Here is a 20,471-nt window from a genome sequence, read left to right on the forward strand (position 1 = left end):
AGACAAGTAACAGCCATTACTCACTAGTATGTAGGCATGAAAAAAGGGCTTCTAGCGATTTGCCAGAAACCCTATTCGCGGATGAAGCGAGATTTGAACTCGCGGAGGGCGTAAACCCTCACACGCTTTCGAGGCGTGCTCCTTAGACCGCTCGGACATTCATCCAATCATTGCAATCACAAAACTGTGAGCTGAAAGCAAATGCAACTTTTCGATTATAAACCAACGTGCGAATATGCAAAGCTACCTGCGAGTTTGAGTAAATAAACCACACCATAAAACAACCAAAAAACAACCACAAAACACTCACAACCACTCACCCAACCAGAGCAGCCAAACCAGATCACCCAACCAAATCACAAACAAAAAACTAATTAAAACCTAATTTAGTTCAGAAATATCACGGCGAGCGCGAATAGCATTAGCTCGAAGAGCTAAATCACTATCACAAGGATAAGCAACATTTTCTAAAGTCAAACCATGAGGAGCAATTGGTCCAGTTGAGCCTTCTCTAACAGGATTATGAATCTTATCGTCAAACCAATCAAGAGAACGCTTCGACATTCCAATTTGCACAGAAGCATTCACAAGCGAGCGCACCATATTATGCGCAAAAGCATCTGCAACAATCGTAAACTCCAATAAACCTTGCTCTAAAGGAGGAACAAGACGATTGCAAGCGCACTGTGAGATTCTATTCCAATACGCTTTTTTAACTTCGCGAATAGTAGTACCACCAGGATTTGGCTTTGCAAAAGATCCAAAATCATGCAAACCAACCATCATTTTGGCAGCTTGATTCATGCAATCAACGTTTAACGCATAATCAACTTGTAACACAAATCCTCGCATACGCGGATCTACAAACGCAAAACCAGATCTGTCAACAATGCGATACACATACGTGCGCTCTAATGCTGAAAATCTAGCATCAAATCCATCCGGAGCTGCACTAACACAATGAATAGCAATATCTTGAGGTAAAACGTGACGCAATCTGTATTCAAGAGCACTCAAAGAATCGCAAGACATGTGACCAATACAATTTTCTAGAACATCTTGCGAAACATCTAAATGACAAACTTGGTGAGATGCGTGAACGCCTGTATCAGTACGTCCAGCAACTGTTAGACGCAAAGGATTGACTGAATCACACTCCGGAACTCGCAAAACTTTATGCAAAGCAGATTCCAATTCACCTTGAACGGTTCGCAAATTAGGCTGTTTAGCCCAACCATAAAATCCACTACCGTCATACGCAAAATCTAAGCGAATCCTCATCAAATATCCTCATATTTTCTCAGTTTTTCAAACTACTTTGATAAACCAGTGAAAGCCATTAAAACATCTCGCAATAATTCTTTAGACTTCACATCTAGATTAGAAGTTATTTGCCATAATTTAGGCAATACTTCAGACCAATGCAAAGACATCTCATCGAAAGTGCAATAGCCTAAACTAGATAACGCGTTATACACATTATCTATTCTGCGCTTACGATCGTCAAAATATAGTCCAGACATCCAATGATTAACTGCATTTGAAACCGCTAAAGCACGCGGAGTGACGGAATCACAATAAGCAAAATCGCCATCTTTAATTTGCCAATACATTCCAAAATGTTGCATTAAGCCTATAGATTCTGCTTGCGTAACGCGATACTTTAAAGCTGAATCCATAAGCAATCCAATGAATGCAGAAGTCGGAACAACTTTTTCAACACGCGAAGAAACATCTGAAAAAACTTCCATATTAACTACATCAGATGCAAACCCAGGACCATCCATAGAGTAAATTTTCTCAATACGACTTCCTAATTTTTTATCATTCGAATCCAACTTCATAGACGCGTAAACTGCCATATTTCCGCCTTTTGAATGGCCTGCAACAAGCAATCTAGGAATATTTGAGCGCAAGTTATAACGCTTATTTGAAGATCTTTTCGCTACAGAAGTTAAATATTCCTCTGCAGATTCTTGTGCTGGAATAGGGCAACGAAATGCCATATTGAAATCTTCCTTCCAACCAACAAGCGTATTATCAGTACCTCTAAATGCGACTACAAGCGCTCCAGAATATGATCTCTTCTTAGAAAGATTCGAGAACATAGAGGATTTTTTACCGAATAATTGCGAAATATTATGAATATTATTGAAAAGCTTTACAGCACTTGCAAAAAATCCAAATCGACTAGAATTATTAGAAATTCCAGAATCAGAAGAGTTTTCAATAGAACTAGTTTCAGTAGAATCAGTTTCAGCAGAATCACTTACAACAGAGTCAGTTTCAGCAGAATCAGAGTCAACAAAATTAGAGTCAACAGAGTTAATTGAATCAGAATCAGAACCTATTGCCCCAAACACAGAATTAGAGCCTGTTACTCCAGAACCAGCTACTCCAGAACCAGAACCAATCATCTTAGATTTTGCATCAAAAAACGAATCATCAATACCTTCACAATTACTTAAGTCAAAAGTAACTCCAGCAAATTGTTGTTCATGCGATTCATCAAAGCGTTCTAAAACTTCGCCAACACGCAATCCGCGATATCTAGGATTTGCTAAAACAGCCATAAGTAAATTCTTACGAAATTCATCCACTTTAGGAGAACCGCAAGAGAACATCGTTGAAAACTCTTCAGCTCTGAGTAAATCAGTAATAGGAACAGTGGATATTCCTTTTGAATCCGCACTATATAATGGCACAGATGAAGGCATACGAAGATAAGATAATTCACAAAATACAAGCGAATCAGTAGCGTTAAATGGACGCTGTGCAAAAGTACGAAAATCGCTTGTAATTAAATCGAGAATATTAGGCATATTTATATGATAGTAGACTAATTGCCCATACTGTGAATTTATGATATAGCACATGAAAAAACCTCGCGCACGCTGTAAACACTTTACATACATGCACGAGGTAAATGCTTAAGATCAATCCAAATGGACTTGTCTTCTAGCTCTACTTTACACATTCGAAAAATCCAAAGAATTCAAAGAATTCAAAAATCCGAAGAAAGAATTCAAGGAATTTAACTAGTCAAACTAGAAGACTAAACACGTTTAACTACTCGAGTTATATGAAAAACCTGAATTAGATATCTAAATAAAATGTAAGACACCTAAAACACAGATTATTCAAACTACTCGGCTACAACCTTAACAGTAAAGGAAGCAGTGATTTCTGGATGCAACGTAACTGTTGCTGGGAACTCACCAGTAGTCTTAATAGCGGCAACGCTAATTGCACGAGCTTCAACTTGAGCTTTAGAAGACAAAGCAGAAGCAATCTTATCTGCAGAAATACCACCGAAAAGCTTACCGGATTCTGAAACCTTAGCAGAGATTTCTACAACAGTGCCCTCAATTTGAGCCTTCTGAGCTACAGCCTCTTCACGAGTGGCTACAGCCTTAGCAAGGCGAGCGCGGCGCATTGCCTCAATTTGTGAAGCAGCTCCCTTATTCCAAGCAAAAGCTAAGCCTTGAGGAATCAAATAATTACGTGCATAGCCAGACTTAACTTCAACAACGTCACCAGAGTGACCGAGGTTGGCAACAGTCTTCGTGAGAATAACCTTGGTTTCAGCCATGTTCTTATCCTCTCAATCAGCGACCGGTGGTGGCGTATGGGAGCAAAGCCATTTCGCGAGCATTCTTCACTGCTTTCGCGATCTTGCGCTGTTCCTGAACGGTTACACCAGTGATACGACGGGAACGAATCTTACCGCGGTCCGAAACGAACTTGCGCAATAATGCAACGTCCTTGTAATCAATTTCAGTAATCTTGGCAGCCTTCAAAGGATTTGGCTTCTTCTTGAAAGGCTTGACCGGTGGTTGCGGCCTTTTGCGTGACATAGGATGTCCTCTCTCAAATACGTTTTAACTGATGTTTTATTAGTAAATATAAGCAAATAAGCAAATTATTAAATTCCTAAACTCAATTTAGAATTCAGGCTCATCACCTGCTGCGCCAAAATCTGATGTTGAACCAAATGTTGCAAAACCATCATTTGAAGGAGCAGATGCACTCCACGGATCTTCTGCAGGAGTTACATTCATAGAATTACTGTTGGTGTTAGTATAATTCGCACCTCCAGCATAACCGCTAGAACCATTCATAGGTTGATTTGAAGAATTGGCGTTCCCAACGAAACCACTATTTGATGAAACTTTTGTGATTTGAGCAGTCGCATATCTTAGTGATGGACCAATCTCATCCACAACCATTTCAATAGTATTACGCTTAGAACCATCTTTAGCTACGTATGAGTTCTGAACTACACGGCCTTGAACAATTACTCGAACACCTTTGTGAATACTATTTACACAATGTGTTGCTAAATCGTTCCAAGCAGTGCAACGCATGAATAAAGTAGCGCCGTCCTCATATTTACCTGAATTGCGATTAAACGAGCGCGGCGTAGAAGCCACAGTAAAACTCGCTAAAGATGCGCCACTAGGCGTATTCCTTAATTCAGGATCTGCAATGAGGTTTCCCACCACTGTAAGAACCGGTTCACCTGCCATATCAGTCTCCCTTTGAATCGCAGTTGGAGAATATTTTCGACTTGCGTTTTACAAAATACAATCGATTTTCTTAAATATCACAGATTTTCTAAAGCTTTTCGCAATATACGCAATTTAAAAAATCCGTCTTATAAAATCAATGTGATTTTGTGTAATTTTACTTATTGCTTTATATACAGTTTTTATCTACAGATTTATACAGTACTTATTTATTTTTACTGTTTTTACTGTTTACTTAGCATCCTTACGAAGAATCTTCGTACGAATTACAGACTCATTAAGATTCAAAACACGGTCAAGCTCATCACTAACAGATGGCTCAGCAGTGTAGCTCACCACAGCATAGTTGCCTTCAGTCTTGCCATTGATTTCATAAGCAAGCTTACGACGACCCCAATAATCGGCGTTATCAATAGAACCGCCCTCTTTGGTGACGAGCTCAAGATATTGCTCAGTCAACTTCTTAAGACCGCGATCATCAAGCTCTGGATCAGCAATGAACATCAGTTCATACTTATGTGCAGACATCACCCACCTCCTTCGGACTATCGGCTATGGGCTTTCCATAGCAGGAGTGTGTTTGCAAGTCGTTCACAGTAGCTTATTTGCCACACGAACAACCTGTTAAGTTTAACTTAAAGTAACGACTGTAAAAATTAACTTAATCTAAAAGATCCAATATCCATATTTATCGCTTAATGCGCGTAAATATTCCTCTGCTTCATATCTTCAGGAAGTGCATTACGCAATGAAACGAGCGAGCCAGAACGGAATACGGATCTAATTCCAGCAGCTAAAAGCGGAGCAATAGAGAGAACTGTCATATTCTCTAAACGCTTTTCTTCTGGAACTGGAACTGTATCTGTCAAAATAATTTCGCGAGCTCCGCAATTCTTAAGTCGCTCTACTGCAGGACCAGAAAGCAAAGCGTGAGTTGCAACAAGAGTTACAGACTTTGCACCTGCTTGACGCAAAGTTCGAACAGCTTCACAAATCGTTCCGGCTGTGTCAATCATATCGTCAACAACAATACAATCGCGACCTTTGATATCTCCAATAATCCCATGAGCTTCTGCATGATTTGGACGAGTTATATCGCGCGTTTTATGAATAAACGCCAAAGGCAAACCGCCTAACTTTGCAGCCCATTGTTCTGAAACTTTAATTCTTCCAGCATCTGGCGAAACAATTGTTGCATTATCTAGCTTCATAGTATTTCGCACATAATCAATTAACACAGGCATTGCAGTTAAATGATCAACTGGACCATCAAAGAATCCTTGCTCTTGAGCAGCATGCATATCTACAGTTAAGATGCGAGTTGCACCTGCAGCGCGGAATAAGTCAAACATCAATCGCGCTGTAATAGGCTCTCTTCCTTGATGCTTTTTATCTTGGCGAGAATATCCGAAGAATGGAGCTACAACGTTAATACTTCTAGCGGAAGCTCTGCGCAAAGAATCAACCATAAGCAATTGTTCCATAATCCAATTGTTAATAGGATCTGTATGCGCTTGTAAAACAAATACGTCAGCTCCTCTAACAGGCTGAGTAAAACGCACGTACATCTCACCATTTGCAAAATCGTAAGCTGTAGTTTCTAGTACATCAATTCCAAGATATTGTGCTGTTTCATCCGCAAGTTGCGGATATGCTCTACCAGTTACCAGCATTAAGTGCTTTGTAGGATTACCTTCAAGAATCGTAGACATATCAGCCTTCCTTCGAAATTGCACATACTGGTCTTTATGTTACCAGTTGGTAAAGTCGTGAGGAAAATAGGCGATTTCAAAACGATTCGAAAGTACAATTTCAAAAACAATTTGAAACGAATATAAACAATTTGAAACTATTCGAAAAGCTCAAAAAGATTCAAAGTGCTTCAAAGTAAGCTTTTAAAATCACTTGCAAAAATCACTTGCAAAAATATTTACGAATCTCTTCTACACTTCCATATGAAGCTTGAGCGCCAAATCCAGTAGCAGCGTATGCAGACACGTATGAAGCAAGAGCAGCAGCATCGTCTAATTGCATATCGCAAGATAAGCAAGCTAAAACTGTGCCCATAAAAGCGTCACCGCATCCTGTTGTATCGACTGCTTTAACTTTTTGCGGCAGGATTCGGCAAACAGGATCCTCTTCAGCATAATTCAACACAACAGAGCCTTCTGACCCAAGAGTCACAATAGCTTCATCAAAACCGAAATCATGCATAACTTTCGCTGTATGCTCCCAGTCAAACGAATCCCAATCGCCATCTTCAGGCTCACGAATATGCAATAATTGTGCCATCTCATGTTCGTTTACAAGCAAAATATCTGAAGAATCAATTAAATCTTGAGGAATTTTATCTAAAAATGGTGAATCGTTAATCAATACTTTAACACCATTTTCATGCGCTAATTTTGCACAATGCGCAACCGTTTCCATAGGACTTTCAAAACAGAGTCCTAAAACTTTTGCGCTTGTTAAAGCAGACTTTACTGAGTCCGATTCAATATAATCAACATCTACTTTGCAGTTAGATCCAGAAGCATAAACTATTGTATTTTCGCCACTTTTAGAATCTACTGTGATTACTGTAGCTCCACTTTTAACATCTTCTACATGACGAACATGTTTTGTATCTACTCCAGCAGATTTCAAAGAATTTATAAGAAAATCAGCGTTAGAATCATTTCCGACTGCACCAAACATGCAAACGTTTGCACCAATTTTTGCAGCAGATACAGCTTGATTTCCAGATTTTCCTCCAGGAAGCACGCATATCTCATTGCCATTTACAGTTTCTCCAGGATTAGGCAAACGATCTGCCACAATCGTGTAATCTGCGTTCATTGAGCCAACTACTGCAATGCCATTTTTACGCGATAAAGCCGCGCAATCAGACTCACTATTTGCATTTAAATTTTTTACAGCCGCAATTTTACTCAAATTCTCAAGCGAGCTAAGTTCTTCGTAATGCCTCATTTTATACCTCTAACTAAGATTTTTGCCAATAACAGCAAACAATAAAATTCAACTTAAAACAAGCGCAATTTTTCTACACAATTCACTTTTAAAAAGGCACACCACAACGCAAAATCACATTAGAATATGGCGTTGTTTCCCCACTTCTAATCACGAATTTTGCTTGAGATACCAATGCTTTGAAACCATCTTTACCATCATGAGGAACATAAGTTAAAGGTACTGCAAATGCGTCTTTTACTAAAGATTCAGGCTCTTTTCCTAAAGCTTCTTCAGCCATCACACCAGACTCGAGCACTAAATCGCCTTTAATAGCATCCAACACATCTTTAAAACGAGGTACGCCAAATACTAGTGCTAAATCAATAACCTCAACGCCATCAGGTACAGGAAGACCACAATCTGAAATCACAAATTGATCTTTATGCCTTAATCCAGCCATAGCTTGAGCTAGTTGCGCATTCAAAACACCATGAGTAAGCATTTTCTCTCCTTAAATTATGACGTGAAAACTCTACAATTGTGCGGTATCGACAGTGATTGCCGCTTACTTTAGAATGATTAGTCTTCTTAAAAATATGGCGTTGAAAACGCTGTATCAATTTACAATCAAGCAACGATTCCAACGCCATATAATCATTTTCATATTTTTTAATTATTTTTTAATTATTTTTCAGTTATATATTTAATTATTTTTTAGTTATATTTTTAGTTATATTTTGAGCATAGCTCATATTTTTCAGTTATTTTTCAGTTATTTTTCAGTTATATTCTTCAGTTATATTTTTCAGTTATAGCTTTTAATTTGATTTTCAATTATATTTTCGAAATGCAAATTTTAAGCAATTACTCGAAATCACTTACATTCGTTGCATCTACAGTCTTCACAGTAATCGGCTCAGTCTTAGAAACTTTCTCACCTTTAATAGCCTTAACAGCTGCTTCAACAGCTGCGCGACCGAGTTCCTTCGGCTGCTGTGCAATAGTGCCAGCCATAGTACCAGCCTTAATTGCTTTCATGCCATCAGCAGTACCATCAAAGCCAACTATTTTAACATCCTTACCTGCTTTAGCGCCTAACGCTTGGATAGCACCTAATGCCATCTCATCGTTTTCAGCGTAGATTCCAGTTGCATTTGGATGAGATTGTAGCAAATTTGTTGCAACATTCAAAGCTTCAGCGCGATCGAAGTTAGCAGTCTGCTCAGCAACAACCTTGATTCCTGAGTATTTCTTAATACAATCCTTGAAACCTTTACCACGATCACGAGTAGAAGCAGCACCTGGAATACCTTGCAAAATCAGCACTTCTCCCTTTTCTCCCATGCTTTTTGCAAGAGCATCTGCAGCTTGAGCGCCGCCAGCAACGTTATCAGAAGCAATGTGTGAAGTAACTTCTACACCTGTAACAGAGCGATCAACAGAAATTACAGGAAGATTTGCACTCAACAATGGAGAAACAGAAGGAGCAGCAGCATCTGAATCAACTGGGTTAATAATTACTGCTTTAGCTCCCTGCGATTGAGCATTTTGAGCTTGATCCTGCTGCTTTGAAGAATCGTTTTGAGCATCAGAAACTTGTAATTCAACACCCAACTTCTTTGCTTCAGCTTGTGCTCCATCTCGCAAATCCACGAAGAATGGATTGTTTAATGTAGAAACTAACAACGCAACTTTATCGCTAGAATTTGAATTTCCGCACGCGCTCATACCTAAAACAAGCGCTCCAGCCGCCATCGCTGCGCAAACTAGTTTAATGCTGCGGTGCAATGTTTGATTGTTCATCATATCTCCTTTGATCATCAGATATACTCGCAAAACTTTACGAATATATCTCGCTCGCTTTTGCGTAAATTTGCTACAATTTGCAAATCTTCACTAAGCAAGTCGATGTGTAATCATTATGCTTTTGTTTTTGATCATTACCTTTAAGTTATAAAATTTTAAGTTATTCATTAAGTTATAGATTTTAAGTTATTCATTAAGTTATAAATTTGAACTTTAGCCCAATATTTTCAGTTATATTTTCAGTTATATTTTATTTTTCTTTTCCGTATTTATTTATTTGTGCTGGTATCGATTTGCTTACGGATTAAATCAATACCATTTGAGGAAGCACACCTCCTTTCTCATAGGAGAGGTCAGAAAATAAAGAAACGTAAAAATCAGTGAGTATCTTCCTTTCTACGCAAAGTATCAAGGCTCACAGCGAAAGCAATCACTAAGCCAATAACGACTTGCTGCCAGAAGGAAGAAACGTTCAAAATATTCAAGCCGTTACGAATAACTGCTAACAAAATTGCGCCAACAAAAGTACCGGAAATCTTACCTTTGCCGCCAGAAAGTGAAGCACCACCAATTACAACAGAAGCGATTGCATCCATCTCATAACCGGTTGCAGCCTGAGGTTGTGCTGAATGCAAACGACCTGCAATCACCAAACCTGCAATAGCAGAGAAAACTCCAGAAAGAATGAACACCATGATTTGAGTCTTATGAATGTTAATGCCAGAAAGTCTGGAAGCTTCCATATTTCCGCCAACTGCATACATAGAACGTCCTGTAGTTGTAAAGTTCAAAGTTACAGATGCAATAACTCCCATAATAATCATCATCACAATTGGCATTGGAATACCAGCCACAGTAGCTCCGAAGAAGTTCACCATACCAGATGTAGAAATTGGTCTACCGTCTGAAACTACAAGCGTAAGTCCACGAGCTACAGACATCATAGCTAAAGTAGCAATAAATGATGGAAGTTTAAGGAAAGCATTAGCAACGCCTGAAATTAAGCCAAATACAGCACCAGTTAATATGCCAACTAAAATAGTGAGAATTGGAGGCAATCCCATTGAAGCACCAGTGTACGCAACTAACATACTAGATATTGCAGCTACTGCACCAACAGACAAATCAATTCCAGCAGAAACAATAACGAATGTTTGTCCGAATGCCAAAATAGCAACAGTTGCAGCCTGAATACCAACGTTAATAATATTGACACTAGTCAAAAACGCTGGCGTTGCGCAAGAAAGTACTGCACACAAAATAATCAAACCAATAAGCGCACCATTACGGGATGCAAATTGCTTAATTACAGGCAGAAAACCCTTATCTTTCTTGCCATAACCTAAGCTCTGAGATTTCGTACTTTGTTCAGTAGTCATCGTCGATACTCCTTTATCTATGCGGATTTTGTCCTCATATGTGCGCGAATCTTAAATAACTCTCGCGCTTCAATGCGCAAGTCTTATTTAACTAATCCGCAACTTTTTACGTTTTATAAGATTTTTATCGATATTTTTATAAGTATTATCAAAAATCGATAATTTATTTTTAGTTTTATTCGTATTTCCGTATATCTTTAGTAAAAGATTAAGAATCCAGATGTGTTACAGCTAGTTCCATCACACTTTCCTGTGTGGCTTGGCTTGCATCCAACTCTCCGCTAATCTTTCCATTCGACATCACAAGCACGCGATCAGACATTCCAAGAACTTCTGGCAAATCTGAAGAAGCCATAAGTACAGCGCCGCCATTTTCTACAATACTGTTTATAAGTTCGTAGATTTCAACTCGAGCACCAACATCAACACCGCGAGTTGGCTCATCAAGAAGCAACACTTTTACTTTTGCCATTGACCACTTACCAAATACGATTTTCTGCTGATTTCCGCCAGAAAGAGAACCAGCAAGCTGATCGATGCTTTCCATGCGAATACGTAAAAGTTTTGCAGTCGATTCTTCACGTTCACGCTGACCTTTCAAATCAGCAAAACCAACGTGAGATGTAGGAATCAAGGTCGAAACTCCAAGATTTTCAGCAACCGATGCTTCAAGAATCAAGCCCTGAGTGCGTCTATCTTCTGGAACTAATCCAAGACCTGCATCAATGCTACCTGCAATATTTGCTTTAGGAATCTTCTTGCCATCAACATACACAGAACCAGAATCATAAGTATCAGCGCCAAAAATAGCACGAAGAACTTCAGTACGACCAGCTCCAACTAAGCCAGCCAATCCAACTACTTCCCCAGCATGCACACTGAAGGAAACGTTTTGAATATCTCCTTTTCTAGTCAAGCCTTCAACTTTAAGCAGCTCCTCACCCTTATAACGATTTCCGCGTGGGAACTGATTAGTAATATCTCGACCAACCATAAGTCGCACAAGCTCTTTTTCTGGAACTTTCGCATCAACAGTGTCAACATACTTTCCATCTCGAAGTACAGTTACAACATCGCCGATCCTAGCGATTTCATCTAAATGATGCGAAATGAAAACCATTCCAACATTCTTAGTTTTCAAATCTTCCATAATGCTGAAAAGCTGTTCACACTCACGCTTAGTCAATGCAGCAGTAGGCTCATCGAGAATCAAAATTGACGCATGTTGCATTAAAGCTTTTGCAATCTCAACCATTTGCTGGCGAGCCACACCAAGCTCACCCATAGGCTTACTAACATCCTCTGAAAGACCTATTACTTTCAAAGCATCTTGTGCTTTAGCACGCATTGTGGCACGATCCACAAAGCCAAATTTTGTAGGAATAGTTCCTAAGAACAAGTTTTCCATAATAGAAAGTTCTGGCACTAGATTCAGCTCTTGGTGTATTACAGCAATGCCAAACTTACGAGCCGCATCCACATTAGGAATACGAACTGTTTCACCGTTAATTTCAATATGGCCTTTATCTGGCTGATAAATACCACTCATCATTTTAATAACAGTTGACTTTCCAGCACCGTTTTCACCAAGAAGTACATGCACTTCTCCTGGCTTAACAGTTACAGAAACATTGTCAACTACTGTAGAATTACCGAATATTTTCGATACTCCTACTAACGACAGCTCCGTCATGTCTTGCCTCCTTCGCTTAGCATCATTGCCTTACGAAAAATTACAGATTATGTTGAATTATGCAAACGTATTTAGATGTATTCTCTAAACGTATTTAGTATTTAGTTTTTAGTATTTAATATTTAATACTTAGATGTATTTTCTAAACGTATTCGCATTACAAAAGTCACGCGTTCCCAAGCGATTCGCGTGGAATATAAACTGTTTCTACGCGATGAGATTTCACTTCAGAATTATTTTCAAGCATATCCAAAAATAGCTCAGCACTAGTGCGACCAATTATTTGAACCTGCTGCGAAATAACTGAAATATGCGGAGTAGCTAATCGGAAAACTTCAACATCATCAAATGAAATCAACGACATATCTTTTCCAATAACTAAACCTTCCCGAGCCATAACGTTCATCACACGCAACGCATCCGGAGAATATCCAACTATAAGCGCCTTAACTCCAGAATTTCTCATACGATTCACTACATTAACGCAAGATGATTGATCAAACCCTGTTGATTCAACGAAAACATTATTTTCACCAAACATCTTCGAAGCAACATTGCGAAACACTTGCTCACGCTCTTGCAATGAAGGCGATGCGACAATAGGCCCAGAAATATAACCAACAGAAAGAAAGCCATGACGTTTTATATCTTTCAAAGCGTCACAAATGCCGTTAGTAGGATCTGAATCAACAACAGGCACATTCTCTAAGCCGCCAGATTGAGGTTCTACATGTCGATCCATAAACATCAATGGGAGATGCTGCTCAATCAATTTTTCCAAAGCTTCTGTCACTTCGCCTTGAGGAACAATAATTGCACCATCAATTCTTTGAGAAAGAATGCTTGCTAGGAATGAATCTTGACGAGCTGCGCTTTCAGAAGATGTTCCTATAAACGCACAATAACCCGCATCAAACAATGAGTCTTGAACAGTATAAGCTAATTCAGCAAAGTACGCGTTACGAATATCTGGAACTAATAATCCAACTGTTTTAGTACGAGAAGATCGCATAGCTTGAGCGCGAGAATCCGGAATATAACCTAATTCCGCTACAGCACGCTCAACTTTTGCTTTAGTGTTTAATGATATACGACCATTATTATTAAGCGCACGAGAAACAGTCGAAACTGAAATTCCTGCACGTTGAGCAACATCGCGAATAGTGATGTACGTCATAAACACCTCCTCAACAGTTTCACGTTGGATTTTGTTACCAGCTTTAACACAACATACTTTACTAATTTGTAGCTTATATTATTGCGTTGAACTTTTAATTTATGTTTGATCTACGTTTAATTTTCAAGCTAACTTAAACTCTTACCAGAACTCTTGCTTTAGATTTTGTTCACTTATCTAAACTCTAACTTGAGTTTTAGTATTGCTTTACTTTGGCTTTTATTACATGTTAGTTATTCGCATAATGAAAAGCTCTTTTTACTCACGTTCAGCTTTCTATTACGTTTTCCATATACTCCTCTCGTCTTTGGGAAACGGCTCTTAAGCAACCATGCATAAGACACCACAATCAATAATTATTTCTTACTTCGATATTCCATCGGCGCCGATCATATATCTAGTAAGCCCGATACTGCATAAGAACGATTTTCTTACTCGTCCTTTTGCGGTAACGTTACCGCAACTATAACATTTTGAATGTTCATATGCAATAGTAGCGTGTTGAAATTCTTCTAAAATTTAACGTGAATTTTATTGAGAATTCTAAGAATTCTGAAAGTAGAAAAAGTTCTAAGAATTTCGAAAATACTGAAAATTCCGAAAGTATAGAACAATTCCAAAGTATAGAAAATTTAGCAAAAATTTATTAAATAATTTCTTTAGAGCTTTAGAGGAAGATTACGAGAAAATAATCAAATCATCAGATAATCAAATCATCTAAGAAGAGTCATCATTATGAATATAAGAGCAAAACCAACAAAATCAGCCCAAGAAAACACTGCACCAGTAAACATTACAGCTGTAATCGCAGCCATCACTGGCTCACTAGCACCAAGCAGAGTTCCGCGAACAGCACCAACTCGCATTATGCCTGAAAGAAACAGCCAATACGCTCCAAAAGTTCCGCCAACTACAGTAAAAGCAAAAAGAGCGATTCCACGCCAATCCAACGCAGGCATAGTTTCCCATGGTCTAACAAAAGGCAACAAAATCAGCCCAGCAACAATAAACGTTATGCCGTTTATTGAAAGATTTCCCCACTTAGCAATCAATTTAACTGGCATAATCGCAAGAGCTGCTGTTGAAGCAGCATCTACTAGCCCCCAGATAAGCCCCATAATTGGTAAAGATAATTTAGAAAAATCGCCACCAGTTGCCATTAAAGCAGTGCCAACAAAAGCGAGTAAAACACCAACATTTTCACGCACATTAGGAAATCGCCTATTCTTCAAACACGCGTATACGAGCACAAACACAAGATTAAGACTTTGCAACACAGTTGCAGTGCCGGAATTAGTCCAATCAATTGCCCATAAATATGAAACTTGAGTTAGCAACACACATACTATTCCAGTTAAAACGAACATTCCCCAAGAACGCGTAGATTTCACTGCACTAACTAATTGCTTTCTTGTGCAAATACTAGCTGTTATGAAGAAAAGAACGCCTGCAGCAAGTTGTCTAACACACGCAATTTGCAAGGGAGTTACATGATAATCGCCCATAAGAATCTTAGACACTGTTGCATTCGTGCCCCAAAGTGCTCCGCCTAAAAGAGTGAGAATCATGCCAATAAAAATTGTGCGAGCAGACGAACTAAAAGCAGGATTCGGCGAATCTGGAGAACTTGAAATAGCAAGCTGTGCAGCTTTAGACGAGTCAAAAGTTTTAGAGGAAGTTTCAGAGGAAGTGTTGGAGGAAGTTTTAGTGGAAGTTTTAGTTGAAGTTTCAGTGGAAGTTTCAGGACGCGAAGCATGAGATGAAGTTTCGCAAGAAGTATCAGCAGAAGTTTCAGATTTAGTTTCACTAAGCTCTTCTTCTTTGCGATTCGCAATATTATTATCCGATTCGCAAGAACGTGCACAAGACTTTCTGTTCAATAAGAACTTAGACATAAATTTCCTCTGGCTCACTAAAACTAGTTTTTAGAATACTTACTGAGTTTACTAGATTAGTTTTACTTAACTCGCCTTTGCGCGCGCCTTTTACTATACTATTCTTTCATTCAGTAAAGCACATTGCTTTCAATTCTGGTAGTAGCGCTCTCAAGGCTTTACCTCTGTGAGATATCGCGTTTTTTTCTTCCGAGCTAAGCTCAGCAGAAGTCAATCCTTCCATTTGCACGCCATTTCTAACAGGCTGATCATCTGGAACAAAAAGCGGATCGTATCCAAAACCATTTTCACCTCTAGACTCGCGCAAAAGCCTGCCAGTCATTTCACCAAATCGTACTATTTCAAAACTATGAGAATGGTTCATAGCACTTTCTTGATGTATTTGATTGCAATCTTCAGGAACAGCCAAAGCCACAGCACAACGGAATCTAGCAGTACGACATGGGTCTGGAATATCTGAAAGTTGCTTAAGAAGTAAAGTGTTGTTTGCTAAATCATCTCCGTGCACACCACTCCAGCGCGCAGAAAGTATTCCAGGAGCAGCTCCAAGCACATCAACTATGAGTCCAGAATCGTCTGCAATCGCAGGGCAACCTGTAAGGCTTGCAACGCAACGAGCTTTAAGCAAAGCGTTTTGCTCAAAAGTTACGCCTGTTTCAACTGGATCAGGAAGACCTAAAGAGCCTGCTGTTAATAGAGTGACCTGGCACGCAAAATCCGCACACTCCTCAAAAAGTATGCGCTTAATTTCCACAAGTTTACCCTCATTATGCGTTGCCACAATAATTTTCACTCTATCTGCCTTTCTCATAGAATTCATAAGATGATTTAATACAATTCAAACTCTCTTTAGCAAACACATTTAAATCCGATTAAGATCTAAGTGCTTCACGCTGTTTTTCTTGAAGTTCCCTGTTTCCTTTAGTAGCTAAGTCAAGTAAAACGTTTAGCTCATCGCGATTAAATGGGCGATGTTCTGCTGTACCCTGAATTTCAATAAAAGTCCCAGAACCAGTCATAGCAACATTCATATCTGTCATTGCTTGACTATCTTCTATATATGGCAAATCCAACATTGGAGTACCATTTATTACTCCCACAGATACAGCAGATACAGAGTCTTTAAGAACGCGATCAGCAGAGTGAATATGCTTATTTTTTTCTGCCCAACGCAATGCGTCAACAAGTGCAACATACGCTCCAGTTACAGATGCTGTACGAGTGCCACCGTCCGCTTGTAAAACGTCGCAGTCGATTTGAATTTGCGTTTCACCCATTGCTTTCATATCTACTACTCCACGCAAGCAGCGACCTATAAGCCTGCTGATTTCATGCGTGCGACCGCCTACTTTTCCTTTAACTGATTCGCGATCCGTGCGCTGCTCAGTGGCTCTCGGAAGCATTGAATATTCAGCAGTAACCCATCCGAGTCCTGAATCTTTACGCCATCTAGGTACGCCAACTGTAAAAGTTGCAGTACACATAACGCGAGTATTCCCACATTCAATTAGCACAGAACCTTCTGGAACACTTGTGAAATTGCGTGTGATTTTTACAGGTCTCAATTCGTCTACAGCACGTCCGTCTATGCGAATAGGTGTCAACGATTCCAACATATCTTTAATCTGAGCCATAGTTTGTAAATTTACCATGCAAGTGGTATGTATTCTATGTTTATTGTTCATAGAACGTTAATAAAACTAGTAATTCTAAAACTTTATTAAGTGTTAAAAGTTTTTAGAAACATATATTTAAGAATATATTTAAGAATTAAAAGAAGTTGATTTCTTTAAATAGACCGGAAAATATATTAAAAAGGGCTAAGATTTTAATCCTAGCCCTTTTTTAAATTCACACTATTCTAGCAAAAGATTGAAATCATATGCAACGATATAAAACCATTTTTATGGCAATATAACGCATTTTACAAACGTAAACGCATACAAATTATTCAAACTATTATTACTAGATTAGTTAATTTAGTGACGGATCTTGCGAACAGCAGCACCCATGCCAGCGAGGAGAGCAGCAGCCAAAGCAGCGAAAGCTACGCCAACACCAGTCTTGCTGAGCTGCTTCTTGCCCTTACGACCCTTGGTGTTAATTTGAACATTGTGCTTGCCTGGCTTGCCTGGCTTATTAGGCTTATTAGGCTTATTAGGCTTTTGAGGATTCTGCTTGCCTGGCTTTACAGTGCAACCAGCTTTAGCAAGATGGTTCTCAGCCAAAGTCAAAGCATCCTCTGCCTTCTGAACTGCTTCATTTTCTGCCTTAAGGAAATCATCTCCTGGCTTCAAAGCCTCGAGAGCATCCTTGAACTGATCTTCTGTTCCAGCGAACGCAACAGTAGCATCTTTAGAGGCATCAGCAGGAACATTAAAGCCAGCATAAGCAGCATCTGTAATAGACTTCAATACTTTGTTAAGAGCGTCAACTGACTTATTAAAAGCTGGCTTAGCTTCATCCTTCTTATCACCAGTAGCTTTTGTATAAGCTTCTTTCGCAGTATTGTAATTCTTAAGGGCAGTCTTATATGACGCTACTGCTGCAGCAGCCTTATTATAGAGTGCAGTCTTTTCTTTAAGTTCAATCTCTTTCAAAGATTTCTTCAATTCAGCAGTTGTCTTTTCAGTGCGAGCAGCATCTACAGCCTGCTGAAGTGAAGCGCACTTGTCAGCCTTGGCATCAGCAGCAAAAGCTGGGGTAGACATAGCGAAGCCGGCGAGCAAAGTAGCGCCAGCAGCAAAAGCGGCAATAGCCTTCTTATTTAACATGATATTTTCCTTTTCTTCTTCTCCTTCGCACTAGGGTATGCGAAGAACAATTTGCCTTTGCGGTTTCCCGCTTGTACCAGTGGAACTAGGGATTCCTCCGGTAACTGACTCAAACATTACATCACGATTTAAGAAAACTCAACCAAAATTTTCAGCTTATATTAAGCTTTAATTATAAAGATTTTAATAAAAATTGCATAAAACATTCAAAATACATCATAAATTACGAATTTTTTTGCAGAAAATCAAAAAATATACAAAACACGCCGAATATAGAATTTTTTAATAATTTTTTCAGGTTTCTTTAAGGTTTCCCAAAAGCACACACAAAATAAACTCAAACACACAAATCAAAAACACACAAAACACACATCAACACACCACATCACCCAGCCACAACACGCAACACACCACATCACCCAGCCACACCAACACCAAAAAAACTCAGGTTGGAAACACATCTCACTTCCAACCTGAGTAAAAATCAACAATCTTAAAACTACTTGCTACTCATTCTACTTGCTGCTCATTTTAGATTGATGCTCAAGAGCTGCAGCAACTAATCCAGCAAATAATGGATGCGGCTTAGTTGGCCTAGACTTAAACTCTGGATGAGCTTGAGTTGCAACGTAGAATGGGTGAACATCCTTTGGAAGTTCCACAAACTCAGTCAAATTACCATCTGGGCTTTGACCGCTAATTCGCAAACCAGCTTCACGCAAACGATCCTTATACGCAACATTCACTTCGTAACGATGACGGTGACGCTCAGTAACATGCGTAGAGCCATAAAGCTCAGCAACAATAGAGCCTTCTTCAAGAAGAGCAGGGTAAGAACCAAGTCGCATCGTGTGACCCATATCACCCTTACCATCAACAATATCTTTCTGCTCTTCCATAGTTGCAATTACCGGATCTCCACAATCCTTCTCAAACTCAGTTGAATTAGCATCCTCAAGACCAAGAACATGACGAGCATACTCAATCACCATAGATTGCAATCCAAGGCAAAGTCCAAGAGTTGGCAAACCATGCTCACGCGCATAACGAAGTGCGCCAATCTTACCCTCAATACCACGAATACCAAATCCGCCAGGAATTACCATACCGTCCATTTGATCGAGAGCTGCAGCAGCACCTTCTTGAGTTTCACACTTATCTGCAGCAACCCAACGCACGTTTACTTTAGCCCAATTTGCAAATCCGCCAGCCTTAATCGCTTCAGTAACAGAAAGGTATGCGTCTGGCAAATCAATATACTTTCCAACGATTGCAATGTTTAGCTCATGCTTAGGGTGATGTACTCGCTCAAGCAAATCTTCCCACTCATTCCAATCAACGTCATGGAATGGAAGCTCAAGCTCGCGAACAACGTACGCATCCAAGCCCTCGTTGAACAAAATCTTAGGAACATCGTAAATGCTTGGAGCATCAACGCAATTAACAACGCCTTCAGCATCAACATCACACATAAGCGAAATTTTGTCTTTAATGCCTTGATTAAGAGGGCGATCTGAACGCAAAACAAGCGCGTCTGGAGAAATACCAAGAGAGCGAAGCATCATAACAGAATGTTGAGTTGGCTTAGTTTTCAACTCATGCGCTGCAGCAATATAAGGCACTAAAGAAACGTGTACAAACATGCAATTTTCAGGACCTAAATCGCGACGAACTTCGCGAGCAGCTTCCAAAAATGGCTGAGATTCAATATCTCCAACAGTGCCGCCAATTTCCGTAATAATCACGTCAACATCATCTGAAGCTTGCGCACGCATACGCGACTTAATTTCTCCAGTAATATGCGGAATAACTTGCACGCACTGCCCCAAATATTCACCTGCGCGCTCTTTGCGAAGTACAGACTGATAAATCTGACCAGTAGTAACATTTGCTTTTTGGCTTAGGAAAACATCAAGGAATCGTTCATAATGACCAATATCGAGATCTGTTTCTGCTCCATCTTCTGTAACATAAACTTCACCATGCTGGAATGGATTCATTGTACCCGGGTCAACATTGATATAAGGATCGAGTTTTTGTTGTAATACGTGAAGTCCTCTGCTCCGTAAAAGTCTGCCTAAAGATGATGCAGTAAGACCTTTTCCTAAAGACGAAACAACGCCGCCAGTAACAAAAATATGCTTTGTAATATGCTCCTGAGAGTTACCATGTTTTCTTCTAACCATGGAACTCCATGGTATCTTCGAGCCTAGACGCTTAAAGTGTTGTGCGAAAAAGGCTTGCTTAAACTATACTCAAAGCTCAA

General features: G+C 39.4%; 18 protein-coding genes and 1 tRNA gene. All 19 read right to left on the bottom strand.

Annotated features, from left to right (window positions below):
• Positions 1-78 precede the first annotated feature (78 nt).
• Positions 79-165, bottom strand: a tRNA-Ser gene (locus HMPREF3230_RS05995).
• A 216-nt stretch (positions 166-381) separates the two neighbouring features.
• Positions 382-1,281 carry a tRNA pseudouridine(38-40) synthase TruA gene (truA, locus tag HMPREF3230_RS06000; protein ID WP_075524018.1) on the bottom strand — a complete coding sequence of 300 codons (900 nt, stop codon included), beginning with the start codon at positions 1,279-1,281 and terminating at the stop codon, positions 382-384.
• A gap of 32 nt (positions 1,282-1,313) precedes the next feature.
• Positions 1,314-2,822, bottom strand: coding sequence for an Mbeg1-like protein (locus HMPREF3230_RS06005; protein ID WP_075524019.1), 1,509 nt, complete (start codon positions 2,820-2,822; stop codon positions 1,314-1,316).
• Between the two features lie 323 nt (positions 2,823-3,145).
• Positions 3,146-3,592 carry a 50S ribosomal protein L9 gene (gene rplI / locus HMPREF3230_RS06010; RefSeq protein ID WP_075524020.1) on the bottom strand — a complete coding sequence of 149 codons (447 nt, stop codon included), beginning with the start codon at positions 3,590-3,592 and terminating at the stop codon, positions 3,146-3,148.
• Between the two features lie 16 nt (positions 3,593-3,608).
• Positions 3,609-3,857, bottom strand: coding sequence for a 30S ribosomal protein S18 (rpsR, locus tag HMPREF3230_RS06015; protein ID WP_004105399.1), 249 nt, complete (start codon positions 3,855-3,857; stop codon positions 3,609-3,611).
• A gap of 87 nt (positions 3,858-3,944) precedes the next feature.
• Entirely contained in the window at positions 3,945-4,529 is a 585-nt protein-coding gene (locus HMPREF3230_RS06020; RefSeq protein ID WP_075524021.1) for a single-stranded DNA-binding protein, read from the bottom strand.
• A gap of 231 nt (positions 4,530-4,760) precedes the next feature.
• Complete coding sequence (gene rpsF, locus HMPREF3230_RS06025; RefSeq protein ID WP_075524022.1) at positions 4,761-5,057, bottom strand: 30S ribosomal protein S6; 297 nt, start codon at positions 5,055-5,057, stop codon at positions 4,761-4,763.
• 167 nt (positions 5,058-5,224) lie between these two features.
• A complete protein-coding gene (locus HMPREF3230_RS06030; protein WP_075524023.1) occupies positions 5,225-6,241 on the bottom strand; it encodes a ribose-phosphate diphosphokinase in 1,017 nt (338 codons plus the stop codon).
• A 202-nt stretch (positions 6,242-6,443) separates the two neighbouring features.
• Entirely contained in the window at positions 6,444-7,499 is a 1,056-nt protein-coding gene (locus HMPREF3230_RS06035) for a ribokinase (RefSeq protein ID WP_075524024.1), read from the bottom strand.
• An 88-nt stretch (positions 7,500-7,587) separates the two neighbouring features.
• Positions 7,588-7,983 (bottom strand): D-ribose pyranase, encoded by a 396-nt coding sequence (gene rbsD, locus HMPREF3230_RS06040; protein WP_075524025.1) that lies wholly within the window; start codon positions 7,981-7,983, stop codon positions 7,588-7,590.
• Between the two features lie 362 nt (positions 7,984-8,345).
• Entirely contained in the window at positions 8,346-9,287 is a 942-nt protein-coding gene (locus HMPREF3230_RS06045; RefSeq protein WP_155642933.1) for a D-ribose ABC transporter substrate-binding protein, read from the bottom strand.
• A 377-nt stretch (positions 9,288-9,664) separates the two neighbouring features.
• The gene (locus HMPREF3230_RS06050; protein WP_075524027.1) at positions 9,665-10,666 is read right to left on the bottom strand and encodes an ABC transporter permease; all 1,002 of its coding nucleotides are present in this window, start codon (positions 10,664-10,666) and stop codon (positions 9,665-9,667) included.
• A 208-nt stretch (positions 10,667-10,874) separates the two neighbouring features.
• A complete protein-coding gene (locus HMPREF3230_RS06055; protein WP_075524028.1) occupies positions 10,875-12,359 on the bottom strand; it encodes a sugar ABC transporter ATP-binding protein in 1,485 nt (494 codons plus the stop codon).
• Positions 12,360-12,525: 166 nt separating this feature from the next.
• A complete protein-coding gene (locus tag HMPREF3230_RS06060; protein WP_075524029.1) occupies positions 12,526-13,536 on the bottom strand; it encodes a LacI family DNA-binding transcriptional regulator in 1,011 nt (336 codons plus the stop codon).
• 713 nt (positions 13,537-14,249) lie between these two features.
• The gene (locus HMPREF3230_RS06065; RefSeq protein ID WP_082266330.1) at positions 14,250-15,431 is read right to left on the bottom strand and encodes a DMT family transporter; all 1,182 of its coding nucleotides are present in this window, start codon (positions 15,429-15,431) and stop codon (positions 14,250-14,252) included.
• Between the two features lie 106 nt (positions 15,432-15,537).
• Positions 15,538-16,224 carry a non-canonical purine NTP pyrophosphatase gene (locus tag HMPREF3230_RS06070; RefSeq protein WP_075524045.1) on the bottom strand — a complete coding sequence of 229 codons (687 nt, stop codon included), beginning with the start codon at positions 16,222-16,224 and terminating at the stop codon, positions 15,538-15,540.
• 79 nt (positions 16,225-16,303) lie between these two features.
• A complete protein-coding gene (gene rph / locus HMPREF3230_RS06075) occupies positions 16,304-17,065 on the bottom strand; it encodes a ribonuclease PH (protein ID WP_075524046.1) in 762 nt (253 codons plus the stop codon).
• 345 nt (positions 17,066-17,410) lie between these two features.
• On the bottom strand, positions 17,411-18,205 hold the full coding sequence (locus HMPREF3230_RS06080; RefSeq protein ID WP_075524030.1) for a hypothetical protein: 795 nt from the start codon (positions 18,203-18,205) through the stop codon (positions 17,411-17,413).
• Between the two features lie 515 nt (positions 18,206-18,720).
• Positions 18,721-20,391: a CTP synthase gene (locus HMPREF3230_RS06085; protein ID WP_075524031.1), complete on the bottom strand. Its 1,671-nt coding sequence runs from the start codon at positions 20,389-20,391 to the stop codon at positions 18,721-18,723.
• Positions 20,392-20,471: the final 80 nt, after the last annotated feature.

Origin of the sequence: Gardnerella vaginalis, assembly GCF_001563665.1 — a bacterium.
In the GTDB taxonomy this organism is placed as follows: Bacteria; Actinomycetota; Actinomycetes; order Actinomycetales; family Bifidobacteriaceae; genus Bifidobacterium; species Bifidobacterium vaginale_A.